The 15,580-nt window shown below is 46.1% G+C and carries 15 protein-coding genes; 7 read left to right on the forward strand and 8 right to left on the reverse strand.

The features are described from left to right. Positions 1-15: 15 nt before the first annotated feature. Positions 16-225: a hypothetical protein gene (locus QUA25_RS15565; RefSeq protein WP_333039316.1), complete on the forward strand. Its 210-nt coding sequence runs from the start codon at positions 16-18 to the stop codon at positions 223-225. Positions 226-327: 102 nt separating this feature from the next. Here the strand turns inward: QUA25_RS15565 and QUA25_RS15570 are convergent, their stop codons facing one another. From QUA25_RS15570 to QUA25_RS15580, 3 genes are all read right to left on the reverse strand, one after another. Further along, entirely contained in the window at positions 328-945 is a 618-nt protein-coding gene (locus QUA25_RS15570) for a Uma2 family endonuclease (protein ID WP_333039319.1), read from the reverse strand. Between the two features lie 255 nt (positions 946-1,200). Continuing rightward, positions 1,201-2,928, reverse strand: coding sequence for an ABC transporter ATP-binding protein (locus QUA25_RS15575; protein ID WP_333039322.1), 1,728 nt, complete (start codon positions 2,926-2,928; stop codon positions 1,201-1,203). Between the two features lie 306 nt (positions 2,929-3,234). After that, positions 3,235-3,675: an FxLYD domain-containing protein gene (locus QUA25_RS15580; protein WP_333039324.1), complete on the reverse strand. Its 441-nt coding sequence runs from the start codon at positions 3,673-3,675 to the stop codon at positions 3,235-3,237. A 234-nt stretch (positions 3,676-3,909) separates the two neighbouring features. Here QUA25_RS15580 and QUA25_RS15585 point away from each other — a divergent pair, with 234 nt between their 5' ends. Continuing rightward, complete coding sequence (locus QUA25_RS15585; protein WP_333039421.1) at positions 3,910-4,098, forward strand: tyrosine-type recombinase/integrase; 189 nt, start codon at positions 3,910-3,912, stop codon at positions 4,096-4,098. Positions 4,099-4,554: 456 nt separating this feature from the next. On the opposite strand, the gene QUA25_RS15590 is transcribed toward QUA25_RS15585, so the two are convergent. Next, the gene (locus tag QUA25_RS15590; RefSeq protein ID WP_333039328.1) at positions 4,555-6,264 is read right to left on the reverse strand and encodes an ABC transporter ATP-binding protein/permease; all 1,710 of its coding nucleotides are present in this window, start codon (positions 6,262-6,264) and stop codon (positions 4,555-4,557) included. Between the two features lie 615 nt (positions 6,265-6,879). Further along, positions 6,880-8,583 (reverse strand): NAD(P)/FAD-dependent oxidoreductase, encoded by a 1,704-nt coding sequence (locus QUA25_RS15595; RefSeq protein ID WP_333039330.1) that lies wholly within the window; start codon positions 8,581-8,583, stop codon positions 6,880-6,882. A gap of 93 nt (positions 8,584-8,676) precedes the next feature. On the opposite strand from QUA25_RS15595, the gene QUA25_RS15600 reads away from it, so the two are divergent. Next, entirely contained in the window at positions 8,677-9,591 is a 915-nt protein-coding gene (locus tag QUA25_RS15600) for a PPC domain-containing protein (protein ID WP_333039331.1), read from the forward strand. A 183-nt stretch (positions 9,592-9,774) separates the two neighbouring features. Here QUA25_RS15600 and QUA25_RS15605 read toward each other — a convergent pair whose 3' ends face one another. Further along, positions 9,775-10,386 (reverse strand): hypothetical protein, encoded by a 612-nt coding sequence (locus QUA25_RS15605; protein ID WP_333039333.1) that lies wholly within the window; start codon positions 10,384-10,386, stop codon positions 9,775-9,777. A gap of 52 nt (positions 10,387-10,438) precedes the next feature. After that, on the reverse strand, positions 10,439-11,614 hold the full coding sequence (ribD, locus tag QUA25_RS15610; protein ID WP_333039336.1) for a bifunctional diaminohydroxyphosphoribosylaminopyrimidine deaminase/5-amino-6-(5-phosphoribosylamino)uracil reductase RibD: 1,176 nt from the start codon (positions 11,612-11,614) through the stop codon (positions 10,439-10,441). A 193-nt stretch (positions 11,615-11,807) separates the two neighbouring features. On the opposite strand from ribD, the gene QUA25_RS15615 reads away from it, so the two are divergent. Together QUA25_RS15615 and QUA25_RS15620 are read left to right on the forward strand one after the other, a co-directional pair. Beyond that, positions 11,808-12,668 carry an FAD-binding domain-containing protein gene (locus tag QUA25_RS15615; protein WP_333039338.1) on the forward strand — a complete coding sequence of 287 codons (861 nt, stop codon included), beginning with the start codon at positions 11,808-11,810 and terminating at the stop codon, positions 12,666-12,668. 101 nt (positions 12,669-12,769) lie between these two features. Next, positions 12,770-13,183 (forward strand): hypothetical protein, encoded by a 414-nt coding sequence (locus tag QUA25_RS15620; protein ID WP_333039342.1) that lies wholly within the window; start codon positions 12,770-12,772, stop codon positions 13,181-13,183. Between the two features lie 81 nt (positions 13,184-13,264). Here QUA25_RS15620 and QUA25_RS15625 read toward each other — a convergent pair whose 3' ends face one another. Further along, a complete protein-coding gene (locus tag QUA25_RS15625; protein WP_333039344.1) occupies positions 13,265-13,804 on the reverse strand; it encodes a cyclic nucleotide-binding domain-containing protein in 540 nt (179 codons plus the stop codon). Positions 13,805-13,952: 148 nt separating this feature from the next. On the opposite strand from QUA25_RS15625, the gene QUA25_RS15630 reads away from it, so the two are divergent. After that, positions 13,953-14,249: a hypothetical protein gene (locus QUA25_RS15630; RefSeq protein ID WP_333039345.1), complete on the forward strand. Its 297-nt coding sequence runs from the start codon at positions 13,953-13,955 to the stop codon at positions 14,247-14,249. A 213-nt stretch (positions 14,250-14,462) separates the two neighbouring features. After that, a complete protein-coding gene (locus QUA25_RS15635; RefSeq protein ID WP_333039348.1) occupies positions 14,463-15,572 on the forward strand; it encodes a hypothetical protein in 1,110 nt (369 codons plus the stop codon). Positions 15,573-15,580 lie beyond the last annotated feature (8 nt).

Consider the following 15,580-nt stretch of genomic DNA (forward strand, 5'->3'; position numbering starts at 1 on the left):
CGCAAAAGAGGAAGTATGCAGTCAGCAATACGGATTACAACCAAAGTTCTTGCAGGAAATAAACTTGAAATTCAAATGCCTCCGGGATCTGTGGGCGAAGAGGTTGAAGTTTTTGTGATTATACCAGAAAAGCCTCAAGGTGGGCGGCGTAAAGTGTTGCAATTGCTTACAGAAATCCGCAGCCGTCATGTTTCCAGAACTGTTGAAGAAATCGATCGGAACTAGAAGCAGAAAGAAACTCATGGGACAACTAAAGCTACCATCCTCTGCTACAATTTACTTGGATACACAAGTCATTATTTACACCGTTGAAGCTAACCCGAATTACTATTCGCTTTGGATCGAACCGAAAACCTGTTCAACAGTTAGATTTAGTTCGGGAAAAGCAGACGATAAAATTCGATCGCCCTCTCGGAACAGGCTAACCTGATACTCCCCATCAACCAACTGGTAAACTGAGATAGTCGGTTGTTTCGGATTACCAATGAAACGTTTGCCGCCCAAAGCAGCATAATCCACAACCCAATATTCCGGGATACCCAATCTTTCATAATCAGCCACTTTAACCAGGTAATCATCTTGCCAGTTGGTGCTAACTACCTCCACAGCAAGTTTAACAGAATCACCTTGCGTAATAATCGATGATTTTTTCCAAAGTGGCTCCGAAATCAAGGCTGGCTTGTCTAATATTATGATGTCTGGCTGAAACCCTGTAGTCGCGGCTGGAGGTCTGACGAAATAGGTTGATGGTGTTATATAAGGAAGATTTAGGCGATCGATTTCTACGTTAATTTTGCGGATTAGAAAACTTGTAACTTCCTCATGGTCTCCGTTTGGATTCATCTCAACTATCACTCCATTTCGTAGCTCGAAACGTCCTTTGCCATCGGGATACCACTCTAGGAATTCTTCAAATGTTAGTAGTTTGGCTGTGGTTTGAATCATGTTGGCACGGCCTCTTCTTTTTAACTGGAATCAGTAAATATCCAGTTGGATAATTTATTGTATCATTCTTCATAGGACTTACGCACGGGTAGTCAGAAACCGGGTTTTTTCGACACTACTTCGTTGAGGCCAGCAGATTCGGCCAAAAACCCGGTTTCTTGTCGAAGTGCGCCCGAGTAGTCAGAAACCGGGTTTTTTCGACAATACTTCGTTGAGGCCAGCAGAAACGGCTAAAAACCCTGTTTCTAGCGTACCTTACTGACTAAACTGTTGAGCGTAGTAGCCAGCATATCGATCGCCCTTTTCCAGCAACTCCTCGTGCGTCCCAGATTCGACAATTCTGCCTTTTTCCAAAACTAAAATGCGATCGGCTCTCCGCACAGTAGCCAAACGGTGCGCGATAATAAACACAGTGCGATCGCGCATCAATCTTTCCAGCGCTTCCTGCACTAAACTTTCGGATTCCGAATCCAGCGCCGATGTCGCTTCATCCAAAATCAATATTCTGGGATCGAGCAAAACTGCACGGGCGATCGCAATTCTTTGTTTCTGTCCCCCAGATAAATTTACACCCCTTTCTCCTACCCAAGTTTGATAGCCCTCGGGAAACTGACTAATAAATTGATGAGCGTTAGCAATCTCCGCAGCTTTTTGAACATCTTTCAGTTCATAATAAGATTGACCGAAAGCGATATTTTGAGCAATTGTACCCGAAAAAAGAATAGTTTCCTGCGGTACAATTCCGATTTGCCTCCGCAGAGTATTTAACGTGACATCTTGAATATCAATACCGTCAATTAAAATCTGTCCCGCTTGCGGATCGTAGAATCTGGGTAATAAGTTTACTAAAGTAGTTTTACCCGCACCGGATGCACCCACGAGAGCAATCATTTCTCCGGGAAGCACCAACAAACTCATGTTTTGCAGAATGGGTGTCTCTGAGTTATAGGCAAAATTAATATTGCGGTATTCGACTTTTCCGGTAACGTGGGGAAGTTCAATGGCACCCGCTTTTTCGACTACAGCGGGTTCAATTGCTAATAATTCAAAAATGCGATCGCTAGAAGCTTCTCCCTGCTTAAAATCCCCGTAATTAGCAGTTGTAATAGCAATGGGGTCAATTAAAAGTGCCACCCCTGCAATATAACTGATAAATTCAGTACCTGTAAGATTTCCTTGAGAAATTTGCCAACCTCCCAAGAAAAAGAGCAAAATCACGCTCATCGCTTCCAGAAAACCAACTACAACGAACTGAAGTGCTTTTATTCGTTCTGACAAATACTTAGCGCGGCGGTTTTGTTCTGCTTCTTCTGCAAAGCGGGCAATTTCGTAGTCTTCAGCCACAAATGCTTTGATTAAACGAATGCCACTAAATACTTCTGTCAGCAAAGCGGATAAATCAGAGATGCGATTTTGACTTTGACGCGAGTAACTCAGCAGTTTTTCGCCAAACCAGCCAATTAAAATAGCCATCAGCGGTGCAATAATTAATGCACCCAAGGTTAATTGCCAGTTGAGATAAATCATATATCCCAGGACGGCAATTAGCTGCAAAATACAAGGAATAAACTGATGAAAAAATTTATTTACGACTTCGCCAATGCGGTCAATATCTTCGGTGAGGCGGTAGGATAAGTCTCCGGTTTTGGCAGTTTCAAAGTAGCCGAGATTGAGTTTTTGCAGGTGGGAGTAGACTTTTTTGCGGATTTCTAAAGCAATAGTCAAAGCTGCTTTTGCCATCAGCGTATCTTGACCGTACTGGGCTGTACCGCGAAGTAGAAATATAATGGCGCTGAGTGCAGCAATTTGAGCGAACCCTTGTAAATCTCCTTTACCTATAAATTTGGCTGTTTCGCCAACCAGCCACGCTATAATCGGCCAAAATACGGTAAATACTACGGTACAAGCTAATGCTTTACCGATGGTTTGTTTTTGGGGACGGAGGTAGGGTAAGATTTGCCAGTATGTCGATCGAGTTTTCAAGATATTTTGCCCTCGCAAATTCTGTTTTTGGGGATCTCTGCAAGAATATTCAAACTTCGATCCCCCCTAACCCCCCTTAGTAAGGGGGGGACAAGATTATTATTCAAAGTCCCCCTTTTGAAGGGGGATTTAGGGGGATCTCTGCGTAAGTCATAGAGATATCTGAGCCAAAACATGATAACAGTGATCGGGCAAATCTCAACAATCATTCTTCACCGAAAGCATCCGGGATACAAAGCCCCCGGATTCATCCGTGGGTTAACTGTCCAATTCTTCAATCTAAAATCTAAAATCTAAAATCTAAAATCATTCCTGACCGTCGGCATGAGTAGCCTGTACTTTAGCCCCCGCGACAACTTCGCCCCGAAAGGCGGCTGACTCTCCGGGCGCAAGAGTAACTGGTTGAGCGTAGATAAATCCGTTGTCAATTAAATTGCCTGACTCGTCCAAAACTTCATAATTGACTTTGACATTCTTGATTATTTTGCAGCCTTGATTAAGGACTTTACCGCTAAAAAAGTTGCCGTCATAATTAGTCGCTGCAATTGACACCTTCGCAGCAATGTTGGAACCGGGAATGCAAGTTTGGGAATTTCCTAAAGATGGCTGTTTCTCGCATAACTTGCCTAAGTCTATTGTTTTGCCGTCGGGGGTTTTCATGTAGCAAAACGGCTCGTCAATTTCGGAGTTTTGGGCAATTGTATTTGTAGCGTCTGCAATCAAAAGGCGAGCTGATATCGGGGACATTAGTAAACTAGATAAAGCTACTGTTAAATGTAAATAAATCATACTTTTTTAGGCAAGTTAGGAAATTAATTTTACAATATAATGCAGCTAAAATTAGGCTAGCATATCTATATGTATGGCGCGTCACTCTCATGCTGCATTGGGCTATGATAAGACATCAAACTTTATAAAGTAAAGTAAAGTCATGGTCGTTACTCAAGATAACCCAGGACAAAAACGTTAGAACTGATTGTGGTGTTCTTGAGCAGGAAAGGAGAGCACTTGACCTCATCCCACGTTCTCAAAATTGTAGCGACTGCCGGCAAGCGGGCCGAGGTTGAGGGGAAAGTTTCGCCGCACTCGCTAAGGCATTCTCCCGCCAGTCAGGCATTGAATAGGGGTGTGCCCATCAACTTGGTGCAAGCAACATTGGGACACAGCTAAATTGAGACGACGGGTCGCTATCTTCACGCGAACCCTGCTGATAGTAGCGGGTTGCATCTGCTGGTGTAGGACTAGGGCAGCAGAACTATAACTGCTTTCTCCACTACATCTTTTCAAACATGGCGATCGCTATCAGTATATAGGAATCCTAAATGATTTGCGTAATTATTGTAGGGGCAATCCCCCCGTGGTTGCCCCGATAGAGAGGGGGTAGGCACGGGGGCACTACCCCTACAAATTTATCTGAATGATTTAGGATTGCTATACTGCGTTGGAGTCTTCATCAACTGCTTTCAAGTGATGTCAATGCTATGGCAACACGCTATTGAAAAACTCCTAAAAGGGAAGTGATGGACGGGTACGGTCAAAAGTTACTCTGTTCTACCCGATCGCACGCCTGGAATTTTGAGTCGGATACGGTAAAGACCATTACTTGCAGTTCGGCAATTGCATTTTTCAAGCAAACTCGGCGAGATCGGGGCTGTAATCTTTAGCCGATATCAGATGCCAATTGGTATTACCAACTAGCCTTAAGACCTGCTCGTGATACTGTACCAAAGTCGGACGGTGACCGACACTGATAAAGGCAGTTCCTGTTTCTTTGAGCAACTGATAGAGCCGTCTCTCGTTAGCCACATCCAATGCACTCGTTGATTCATCCAAAATAGCGTAGCGAGGTTTAGTCAGCAGTAGGCGTGCAAATGCTAACCGTTGTTGTTCTCCTAGTGACAAAACATCAGCCCATTCCAATTCCACATCAAATCCACCTACCCGTTCTGGCAAATGGGAAAGATTGACTTGTTCGAGTACTTCGTGCAGTTGTTCATCAGTAACTTGACCGCTGGTGTTGGGATATAGCAATTGGCTGCGTAAGTCCCCTAGCAGCATATAAGGCCGTTGGGGCAAAAACAGCGTTTTCTCCGGTTTAGGACGGACAATGCAACCCGTACCCCCATTCCACAATCCTGCGATCGCTCGCATTAACGAACTCTTGCCAGCGCCAGAAGGTCCAACAATCAAGACGCTTTCACCCTGCCCCACCTTGAAAGATAAATCTCTAACTAAGATTCGCTCATAGTTAGGCGTCTCTAAGGTAACTCGTTGGAGAGCGAGATAGTGCTGTTCCACAACATCAATCGTTGCCATGCCGGCTCGAGGTGCTGCCATTTGCTCGGACAGAACCCGATCAAATGTTCCTAAACGATTAATCTGAGTGGTAAAGTTAGTTAGCATATCAAAATTCTCGGCAATAAAGCCCAGGGCACTTAAAATAGACACAAACGCTCCAGAAGCTTGCGTTACCTGCCCAAAATCTATCTGACCCGCAAAGTATCGATGAGCTAAAAAAACTATAGGTAAATTTGTAAATATCATCCCTGTTCCTTGGGTAAAGAAACCAAGGTTACGCTGCAAGACAATCAGGTTATTAAAATTATTCAATACTTCATTAAATCGCTGTGATACTGCACTAAATTCACGCTCTTCACCTCGGTAAAAAGCAATGGATTCACTGTGGTCTCGAAGATGAACCAAACTATAGCGAAAATTTGCTTCTCGTTGTAATTGATTGAACTTTAATCTACTTAATCTCTTACCTATAAAAATAGTGAAAACAGTTCTAAAAACAGCCAGTATAAAAACAACTAAAGTCAGTGCTTTGTCAATTGTAAAGAGAACGCCGAGAAAAGAAATTATTGTGACAACTTGGTTGAATAATAATCCCCAAATATCAATATTTTGCTTAACAAACAAATTAACGTCTTCAGCTAAACGCTGATCCGGATTATCAACCTTATCATTGAACTTAATTTTGTAGAAACCTTGATTGCTAAAATATTTCTTCAGTAAGTGATTCGTTAGCCACTTTCGCCAGTAGAGTTGCAGTACATTTTGCGAATATAAGAAGAAAACCATAATGGGCGTGAATATGGCAAACAGACCCAATAGCATCAGCCACATCTTATAGAAGTCTGAAACATTCTTTCCCGTGACTGCATTCATCAAGTCCCGCATAATATAGCTCTGGACTATGCCCACAGCATTGAAACCTAGCATTAATAACATTATGAGGGCGAACAACCCCCTAGCTCCCCATTTTTCTCTGGAAAAGAAGTAGGGGTTTGCGATCGACCAAAACTGCTTTACCGACTGCTTCAATTGATTCATCTTTTCTTATGGGTAGGAAAAATTGTGCTTTGGTGGAAACTACCTGTAGCGGATGGGGCAATTCTCATCATTCATGTCCATCAGCGACACCTGGTATGGGTGATGCTCCCGTGGTACTTCCCTAATGATGCTCGGATAACTTCATGATTTCTATCTTAAGGTAGATGACAGATCTCAAACATCAGTAATTTTACTGATTTAACGGAACTTACCCCGCACACGGGGTAAGTTCCGTGTGAAACCATTGCGAGGTGAGACTTGCCCGGAGCGTCCAAGTCTTTTAGATGACTACAATCTCTTACAACCCTTATGTGGCTGGGTTTTTGCTTAAATTCATCTATAGAACAATACTCTCGCCCTAAATATTGAGAAAATCTTAAATACATGACTACGGTTTGTCGGCAGTCAAGTCGCTAAAACCGAGACGGGACAAAGAATACAGCCCACAGAACTACCCCCGCAGGGGGTAAGTTCCGATTTAAAATCAGTAAAATGGCTTTAAGCTGTTGGGCATCTAAATTGTATTTTTGGGCGGGCTACAAGCCCACCCCACAAGAATTAGATGCACGGGCTAGGAGCAACGGCAAACAAGCATTAAATACGCACCTTGGGAGATTATCTAATACTCGGCTTCCTATTCCTAAGATTCTGCGCTCCGGGAACTTTCCGGCTGGGACGGCGATTGTTCAAATTGCTCGCAGTTCGAGCATTCAAAGCATCAGCAGAAGGTATCAAACCCAAGTCTTGCAAAATTTCAACAGCCGCCCTTTGTCCAGTTTCGCAACCGCCTTCCATGTAACCTTGATTTTCCAGCGAAGTGTGTTCCCCGGCAAAATATAAATTGCCAACTCGTTCGCCTTCAACCCCGTACATTTGCGTCCACTGTCCGACTAAATAGCAGGAATAAGAACCTTTAGAAAAGCGTTCTCCCGGCCAATAAGCTCGCACAGCTTTGCCCGATCGCAAATTTCTCACTCCGGGAAAAACTCTTTCAAATTGGTTCAAAAATCTTTGTGCTTGGTCTTCGGGAGTTCCGGCACCGATCGACAAACCCTGCTTTCCTCCTGTAAAATTAGTAACTAAACCGTTAGGAGTAGCAACAAAAGGCGTAGCTTCCCAGGTACTCTGGAATCCTAAATCGCTATAAACAGAAGCAGTCGATCGATAAGGTTCCCGCCAAATTCGGCTGCGGTAGCCGGTAATTAACTTAGAATTAGTACCGTAACCCAATTGCTCGATCGCCCTACGCTTCGGTTGGGGCAAAGGTACGTTAATTTTAACGTCTCGCAGAGTGCTGAACGGCAAAGTTAACAAAACTCGCTCGTAAGTGCGCTCGAAGGCGCTTTGTCCCGATCGCAAATTTACCCGATAGCGGCCATCCGGCAAAAGAGTAATCGCTTCCAAAACCGTCCCCGCCTCGATCGAACCAGACAATTGACCCGCCAAACGGTTGATAATTTGACTATTACCCCCGTCAATTTGATAACGCTCATCGCTGTTGCCGTACAATTCAAAACTGCCCGGTTCAGAACCGATTAAAAACAGCAGATTTAACGCCGACTGTTCTTCAGGATCTCGACCGTATTCTCCCGTATAAGCAATGCGGAGTAGCTGCCGGACAATCGTGCTAGTCTCAGCTTGATCTACATATTCAGCGATCGAAAGATTGTCCAATCTTTCCGCTGCTTCTGTAAAATCTTGATAGCTAATTTCATCGCCAACCGCCTCCAAATCAGCAGTAATTTTACTCGCTAGCGGCGCAAAATCTGCGATTATTTGCTCAAGAGAAAAGCGGCGCCCTTGAAAGAAAAAAGTATCCTTCACCAGTCCACTCTGCACTTGGGCTAAGTCGATCGCCCGCAAACCCAATTCCGTCGCCAGCGAGATTAAATTAGTGTGGCCGGTGTCAATAAATTCTCCCCCCAGATCCGCCGGAATCAGCGTTCCAGCCACCTTGGGAATAGTGCGAATCCGCCCCCCCACGCGGTTAGTTGCCTCGATTATATCGGCGCGCACGCCCGCTTGGCGCAAGCGATAGGCCGCCGTCAAACCCGCAATCCCCGCACCCACAACCAAAATCGGCGATCGTCCGCCCTGTTGAGCAAAAGCTCCCCCTCCCTCCCTGGTAAAAGTCGCAGCAGCCACAGCCCCCGCAGCAGCTAAACCTCCGTGCAGCAAGCGGCGCCGAGATATGGGAGAATTGGGAATGCCAGCGCTCAGCATCCCCAGCAGTTCATCAGCCGGAATGCCCGTTTCCCTTGATTTCTGAGCAATACTCGCAGCGCGGCGCAGCATTGCCATCAGTCCAGATTTAGCCATAATTAAGACATCCTCACAAAACAAAACTTTGATGTAAACTGGATTCTCGATCGTGCAATTTCCAGACTAAAGTCCAGAGAGATTTTTTTAATAATGCTAACCCTCAGAACACTGTTCGACAGCAAATTTTATCTCGAAAACAACCCAGATGTGGCCGTAGCAGTTGCCAGAGGCACGGTATCGAGTCCCTTCGATCACTACCGAAAAATTGGCAAATTTGAAAATCGCGACCCGAATGCCCTGTTCGACGCCAGCTATTATTTAGACACCAATACAGATGTAGCGGTATCAGCCAAACTCAATGGCTTTTCAGCAGCCGATCACTTTATTAGATTCGGTCAATTTGAACGACGCAACCCCAACCCTTTCTTCGATGTTGGTTTCTATTTAGCAAGCAACCCAGATGTTCAGACAGCAGTCCAAACAAATCAATTTACCCCTTTTGAACACTACTTCAAAGCCGGTCAATTAGAAAACCGCAAAGCCAGCGTTTTCTTCGATCCCAGCTTTTATCTAGAAAAATATCCGCTGGTAGCAGCAGCAGTCAATAGTGGCGCAGTTAAAAGTGCGATCGACCATTACATTCAATTCGGTCAACAAGAAGGACTGTTGAGCACTCTCCCCGATCCCGCCGACAATTTGAACGCAGCAAAAAGCCTGGGCATTCTCACAGAAATTCAAACGGCGAGCGATTTGGTGGGAGCAGCGGAACCAGCCGACATTTACAGTTTCATCCTCAATACTCCCAGCCTTTTCAGTGTAACTGTTGACGGTTTGAGTGCAGATGTTGATGTTGAATTAATTCAAGATCTCAACGGCAACGGCGCAGTTGGATTAGATGATCTTATTGCTTCGTCTAACAATTTAGGCACGGCTTCAGAAACAATTGTCAGCAATGGGGCTTTACCTGCGGGGACTTATTTTGTCCGCGTTTCTCAATTTCAAGGCGATACAAATTATGACTTGAGATTGCTAGCCGCTCCCTCAGTAATACCGCCCCAATTTTAAATCAAAATAACGTATATAGCAAGCCTAAATTACCCAAACCACCCCAGACTTCTCCTCACTTCTCCTCTCTCCCTTCGCGGTCTTTGCGCCTTCGCGGTTCGTAAAAAAACATCGGGTTTACAAAGGATTTAGACTTGCTATAAAACAGGTTGCAAAAAGGGCGAGCGACAATTTGCCCAGGTTTCACTTATTAGTTGCTGGCCCGCTGGGAGAAGGCAAAGATTGAACAGGTGTCGGAGGCCAATTAGAGCGACTTCTGGTGAGAGTAGTAGACACCAAAGCATAGCCCAAAACAGCAGGAAGCACGATCGCACTCAGAAACACGATCCCCGCAGCCCAAGTCATCGTATTCGAGATCGGGCCGTAATGAGTGCGGTAAGGGTCAAACGTTGGTAAATTCTGCCTCGGGGCATCCCGCAGCGCGATCGGACGTTTGAACCGCACCCGCCTGTCGTCGAGTTTTTCGAGCAAAATCCAGCCAGCTTCCGCCTCTTCCCCGCACAGCTTGTGAAAAATCGCAGGATTGCGGAACAAATCGTTGCTAGCCCGCACAATCTTGTACTCCCAAACCGTCAAATCAACAGAATTGGGATCAGATTTAAGATTGCCCTTGGAGCGCGCATTTTCAGGTGCATTAAAATTATCCTCTTGAGATTCGTACCGAGTCAAAACTTCCTCCTCCTCATCGCATTTTTGCCCCGCATCTAATTGCTCGTGGCTCACCAAAAGACCCACAAGCGCAGCCTCCAAGCCGAGACTGCCAATCATCAAACTCCAAATCAGAATTTCAACCATAAAAGGAGTTAAAAGTTAAAAATCAAAAACTCAAAAGACTCGCTTTTAACTTTCAATCTTTAATTTTTAAATAGCCTTCCACCACACAATCTGCACCCACTGTACGCCAAGAAACCCGCTCTAAAGTCAAAGCATCAGTCATTGCGGAAAAGCCCAAATCTCCTACAGGAGTTGGAGCACCTTGACCACCGACAATTTTAGGAGCAATAAAAGCCATAATTTTTTGAACTGCACCCTCAGCAATTGCCTGAGCGGCTAAAGTGCCACCGCACTCCCAGAGTACAGAAAGAAAAGATCGATCGTACAAATAAGCCATAACATTTGTCGGTGTCAGAGGCGAGAGTTCCACAACTTCCACCCCTTTGGCAATCAAAAATTCCTGAAATTCCGGGTTAACCCCAGGCTCAGTCAGCACCAAAGTAGCCGCCACAGAGGTTTCCCACAACCAAGCCGACTTCGGCAAATCCAAAGTGCGGCTCATCACCACCCGCAAGGGATTATTCCTATCAGGCTTGTGACTCGTCAGTAGGGGATTGTCTAGACGCACCGTATTTCCCCCAACAATCACAGCATCGCAGCCGACGCGCACCCGGTGTACCTCGCTCCGAGCCTCCTCACCTGTCACCCAAGCGCTGTGGCCGCTACTGGTAGCAATTTTACCGTCCAAAGTCATTGCATATTTCAAAATGCCAAAAGGCCGGCGGTACAAAATCCGGTGCACAAAAGCCTCGTTGAGTTTCTGGCAAGCTTCCCCTTCCACTCCCGCCACCACTTCAATGCCAGCCTCTCGCAACCGAGCTAGCCCAGTTCCAGCTACCAAAGGATTCGGATCGACCATGCCAGCCACTACTTTTGCCACCTTGGCCTTAACTAAAGCTTCAGAACAGGGGGGAGTCCGGCCGTAGTGGTTGCATGGTTCCAGGTTCACGTAGACGGTCGCTCCTGCGGCGAGTTCCCCCGCTTCCCGGAGCGCAAAAACTTCGGCGTGAGGTTGACCGGCACCGGGATGAAACCCTTCGCCGACAATCTTGCCGTCTCGGACAATTACAGACCCGACAAGGGGGTTGGGTGCGGTTTTGCCCAGAGCACGGCGAGCCAATTCTATGCAGCGGCGCATCATGGCTCGATCGAACTCTTGAACTTCGCTGTTTTCCAGTTGTTTTGTACCTTGCTGCTGTCCGTTAGCTAAGCTGGCGATCGCTTTAGCGTCCGCCGGAAAAGTTTCCATGAGATTTTGGTATGATATCTATCCCTGAGTGTACTGACTTTGATGCTAATTTTGGCTGCGAACCGACGATCAATTGCTGCTGGGGCAAACTGTACGTTACCAGGATCAAGCGGGCAATTTAGGGCGATCGACCCCGCAGGCCCGAACAAATAGCTTTAACATTAAGAAACAATAGCAGGTGCTTGAGAAAAGAATGAGTCAGGACATGGAGCGGGAATTTGCCAGCCGCGACGAATTAATAGCCTACGTGCGTCAACAGTTCCCCGAAGCCGCCGCCCGGGACAGCAGCGTACCCCCGAGCCTAGGCGGGCGCAAAGCAGCCGAGACAGCCCTGCAACAAATTGACCCCGGCAAGTACGCCTCAACCCGCAATTTCCTCAACGGTGCGGTAACGCGCTTGTCGCCCTATTTGCGCTACGGCGTTTTGAGTCTTGCCGAAGTCCGGGATGCCGTCCTGGAGAAGGTGCGGCATCCAGAAGAGGCAGTGAAACTTGTCAACGAGTTGGGTTGGCGGGATTATTGGCAGCGACTGTACGTCGAATTGGGCAACGGGATTTGGCAAGACCGGGAACCTTACAAAACTGGTTACACTGCTAAAGATTACAGCGAAACTCTGCCACAGGATGTCGTCGAAGGCACGACTGGTTTGGTTTGCATCGACAGTTTCAGTCGCCAGTTGCGAGAAACTGGTTATTTGCACAATCACCAGCGGATGTGGACTGCCGCTTATCTCGTACACTGGCGTCGCGTGCGCTGGCAAGCCGGAGCTCGCTGGTTTTTGCAACATTTGCTAGATGGAGATCCGGCGAGCAATAATCTTTCTTGGCAGTGGGTAGCAAGCACTTTTAGTCACAAACCTTATTTTTTTAATCGGGAAAATTTGGAGCGTTACACTAAGGCGGTTTATTGTCGCGATTGTCCTTTTTATGGGCAATGCGATTTTGAGGGAACTTACGAATATTTGGAAGGGCAGTTGTTTCCTCATGGAGAAAAGGTCGATCGTAGCGGCGGTTCTAAAAGTTGGCAAGGCTCTAAAAAAGGTCGCACAACTTAAAAATTCATTGGTTGACTGTTGTCTGTTGACGGTTAACTGTTGTAATTAGTTACCAAATACCTATTCCCAATTCCCCATTCCCAATTCCTTATTCCCAATTTATGAACAATCCGATTATTTGGCTGCACGGTGACTGCTTGAGTCCTGAAGGCCCGGCTTTTAAAGCGCATCCAGAGGCACCGGCAATCTGGGTTTGGGATGATGCGCTGATTGATGAATGGCAGTTAAGTCTCAAACGAATGGTGTTTATTTACGAATGTTTGCTGGAGTTGCCGGTAGTTATTCGGCGGGGCGATGTGGCTGCGGAAATTATCGCTTTTGCGATCGAATCCGGCGCGAATCAAGTGGTGACTGCGGAAAGTCCCAGTCCTCGGTTTCAGGATATTTGCCGGGAAATTAAGCGATCGCACCCAGTAGAAGTTTTGCCACCGGAAGCCTTTGTCCGCTACGATGGTTATATTGATTTGAAGCGTTTTTCTCGCTATTGGCGCGTCGCTGAAAAATATGTTTTCTAATGGGAAATTGGGAATTGGGAAAGGGTAACTAGAAATTGGTGTTAAATCCATTAAATCCTGTACACTGCTCGTTGCCGAACTTCAACTCCCCTTCAAACGCTCCAACAGCCATTGAAATCTCGATTCAGCCAAATCTGGATTTTCGACATTTTGCGGGATGGCGTCCTCGTCGTCGGGCTCTTGATATATTAAACCATCACTATCATCGCCGAAGCGTTTGACTGTACCCCGCAGTCTCGACGACAGAAATTTGGTAATCGCCCGATAAAACCGCAGGGAAAAAAGCACGTCTTGCTCTAGTTTTTCAGTTAGCAGCCGCCGGGGAATTGACAGGATGAGGCACTCTTCAATTGCCGTGACGCTAGCAGAAGGAAGCCTCCCGTCTACAAAAGACATTTCGCCTAACACTTCGCCGGAAATAATTTTTCCAATTTCTTTGCCGCCTAAAGATGATACAGCAACGCTCAAAGTTCCCTCCAGAACTATGTACAAGGCGTCTAAGGGCTTCCCTTCGGTGATCAGAGTTGTGCCGGGGAGGACTTGGGTGCGGGTGCCGTTGGCGAGCATCCAATCGATGTCGCGATCGCTCAATTCGCCTAATATGACTAGAACTTTGCTCATAAAGTCAGGTTGAGATGAGATAATTTGTATTTTTTTACTTGTTTAGTTGCGTACTGTTGTGAGATGGTCAGACCCTGAGCGAAAGCGAAGGCTAAACTTTACAAATAGAACACTAAATTTTACACAATTTTCATAAAATTCAGTAATTTTGACACGATCGACCCACAAATATTTCTCGGATCGGTGGTATTATTCTACATTAATTGTCATGGACTGTGCAGCAGCCGATCGCGTTGTATTAACTGCACTTGCTGTGGACGGCGGGGCTGCCAAAACTGTTTTGAAAGCTTGTTGTCTTCTGGTTTCGAGCTGGTGCGCCCTCAAAAACCGGGTTTTTCCGGCGTGGCTGCCAGTGCAGCGCCCCCAAGTACAGTCTTGTAGAATGCAAGCGAGGCGCGCGATCGACCCCTCAATTAAACAGGAGCAAGGGTGCAATCATCCCTAGGATTGATTTTTTGCTGATCGATCTGTAAATTAAAATTAGCCTCTAAACCAACCGTCCGTTCTTGAATCTAATCAGCTTGAGAGTTGACTATTCAACGGTAAAATGCCAATCTAGGAACAACACAACTCATATTTGTGTCTTTTTTTAGCAAAGCTCTCGACGGTCGCCCTCAAACACTTACACTTTTAACACACCCTTCATTGAGGAGTTTCTATGAATAGTCTATTTTCCAAGTCTACTTTTGCGTTAATAAATCTTGCAGCTTTAGCTGTTTGTTGCAGTACCATGTCAGCGAAAGCTGAAACTGGCAACTTGCCCGATGTCGCTACAACTGCAACAATAGCCGCTCAAAATATTGACCAAATTTCTGAGCCGACGGCAACTTCCGCAGTTAAACCCGACGCAGAAACAACGGCTAGTAATAAAAAAATTGATTCTATCAGTTGGAGCGAACTAACAGAAGCAGCAGAGCCAGCAGCCTCCGAACCGGACGCCAACTTGCAAGTATCTATTGCTGCACCCGAAAAATCGGAAGCAGCAACATCTGAAATTGCTGAGATAGAAACAGCGCCAAATACATCCATTGCTGCTGAGACTGAAAATTCGGAAGAAACCGCTAAAATTGCTGATAATGGTGTCAAAGTGCAGTCAAAAGTCGAGACTGCCAAAAAGAGCGAGCGACCTACCTCAATTGTTGCCGAGAGCAATAATCTTGAAGTAACAGCAACGAAGGAAGAAAAAGAAGTCCAAACAGCACAAGAATTGTTGAGCAATCCTGTCAGCACTTCCGCCTCAGCTTTGACAAACCAACCGAAAGTTGCTGAAAAACCTGCAACTGTCTCCGAAGCAACTGAAAAAGTGGCTCAGGGAACTCAAATCCGACCAGGCCGAGCTACCCGTTCTGGGCCCAGCTACATCGGCATTGGCGGCAATGTAGGTTTTGGCGGAGATTCAGCCTTAGGCGACGGTTCATTTGCGATTATTAGCAAAATCGGTTTGACGAACAATTTGTCGGTGAGACCGACTGTTTTGTTGCGCGACAACTTAACTCTTCTAGTTCCCGTTACCTTCGATTTTGTATCTCAAGAGACCGTCGAAGTCAGCGAGGATTTTGTGATTAGTGCTGCTCCCTATGCAGGTGCTGGCGTGATAGTTACTACCGGGGATGACGGTAATTTTGGCTTCCTGATTTCGGGGGGTGTAGATGTGCCGCTGACGACAAATTTAACAGCAACAGCGGGATTGAATATTGGTTTTGTTGACGGAGCTGACGTGGGATTGTTAGTCGGTGTCGGCTATACGTTCCCGAATCTTGTTAGGTAGTGTTGCTG

The sequence above is a fragment of the Microcoleus sp. Pol17C6 genome (assembly GCF_036701145.1).
GTDB lineage: Bacteria > Cyanobacteriota > Cyanobacteriia > Cyanobacteriales > Microcoleaceae > Microcoleus.

What these genes read in the sequence shown, in the direction of transcription:
- QUA25_RS15570 (WP_333039319.1), bottom strand. Translation starts at nt 945, where the DNA reads ATGATTCAAACCACAGCCAAACTACTAACATTTGAAGAATTCCTAGAG.
- QUA25_RS15565 (WP_333039316.1), top strand. Translation starts at nt 16, where the DNA reads ATGCAGTCAGCAATACGGATTACAACCAAAGTTCTTGCAGGAAATAAA.
- QUA25_RS15590 (WP_333039328.1), bottom strand. Translation starts at nt 6,264, where the DNA reads ATGAATCAATTGAAGCAGTCGGTAAAGCAGTTTTGGTCGATCGCAAAC.
- QUA25_RS15625 (WP_333039344.1), bottom strand. Translation starts at nt 13,804, where the DNA reads ATGAGCAAAGTTCTAGTCATATTAGGCGAATTGAGCGATCGCGACATC.
- QUA25_RS15595 (WP_333039330.1), bottom strand. Translation starts at nt 8,583, where the DNA reads ATGGCTAAATCTGGACTGATGGCAATGCTGCGCCGCGCTGCGAGTATT.
- QUA25_RS15580 (WP_333039324.1), bottom strand. Translation starts at nt 3,675, where the DNA reads ATGTCCCCGATATCAGCTCGCCTTTTGATTGCAGACGCTACAAATACA.
- QUA25_RS15635 (WP_333039348.1), top strand. Translation starts at nt 14,463, where the DNA reads ATGAATAGTCTATTTTCCAAGTCTACTTTTGCGTTAATAAATCTTGCA.
- QUA25_RS15605 (WP_333039333.1), bottom strand. Translation starts at nt 10,386, where the DNA reads ATGGTTGAAATTCTGATTTGGAGTTTGATGATTGGCAGTCTCGGCTTG.
- ribD (WP_333039336.1), bottom strand. Translation starts at nt 11,614, where the DNA reads ATGGAAACTTTTCCGGCGGACGCTAAAGCGATCGCCAGCTTAGCTAAC.
- QUA25_RS15600 (WP_333039331.1), top strand. Translation starts at nt 8,677, where the DNA reads ATGCTAACCCTCAGAACACTGTTCGACAGCAAATTTTATCTCGAAAAC.
- QUA25_RS15620 (WP_333039342.1), top strand. Translation starts at nt 12,770, where the DNA reads ATGAACAATCCGATTATTTGGCTGCACGGTGACTGCTTGAGTCCTGAA.
- QUA25_RS15615 (WP_333039338.1), top strand. Translation starts at nt 11,808, where the DNA reads ATGAGTCAGGACATGGAGCGGGAATTTGCCAGCCGCGACGAATTAATA.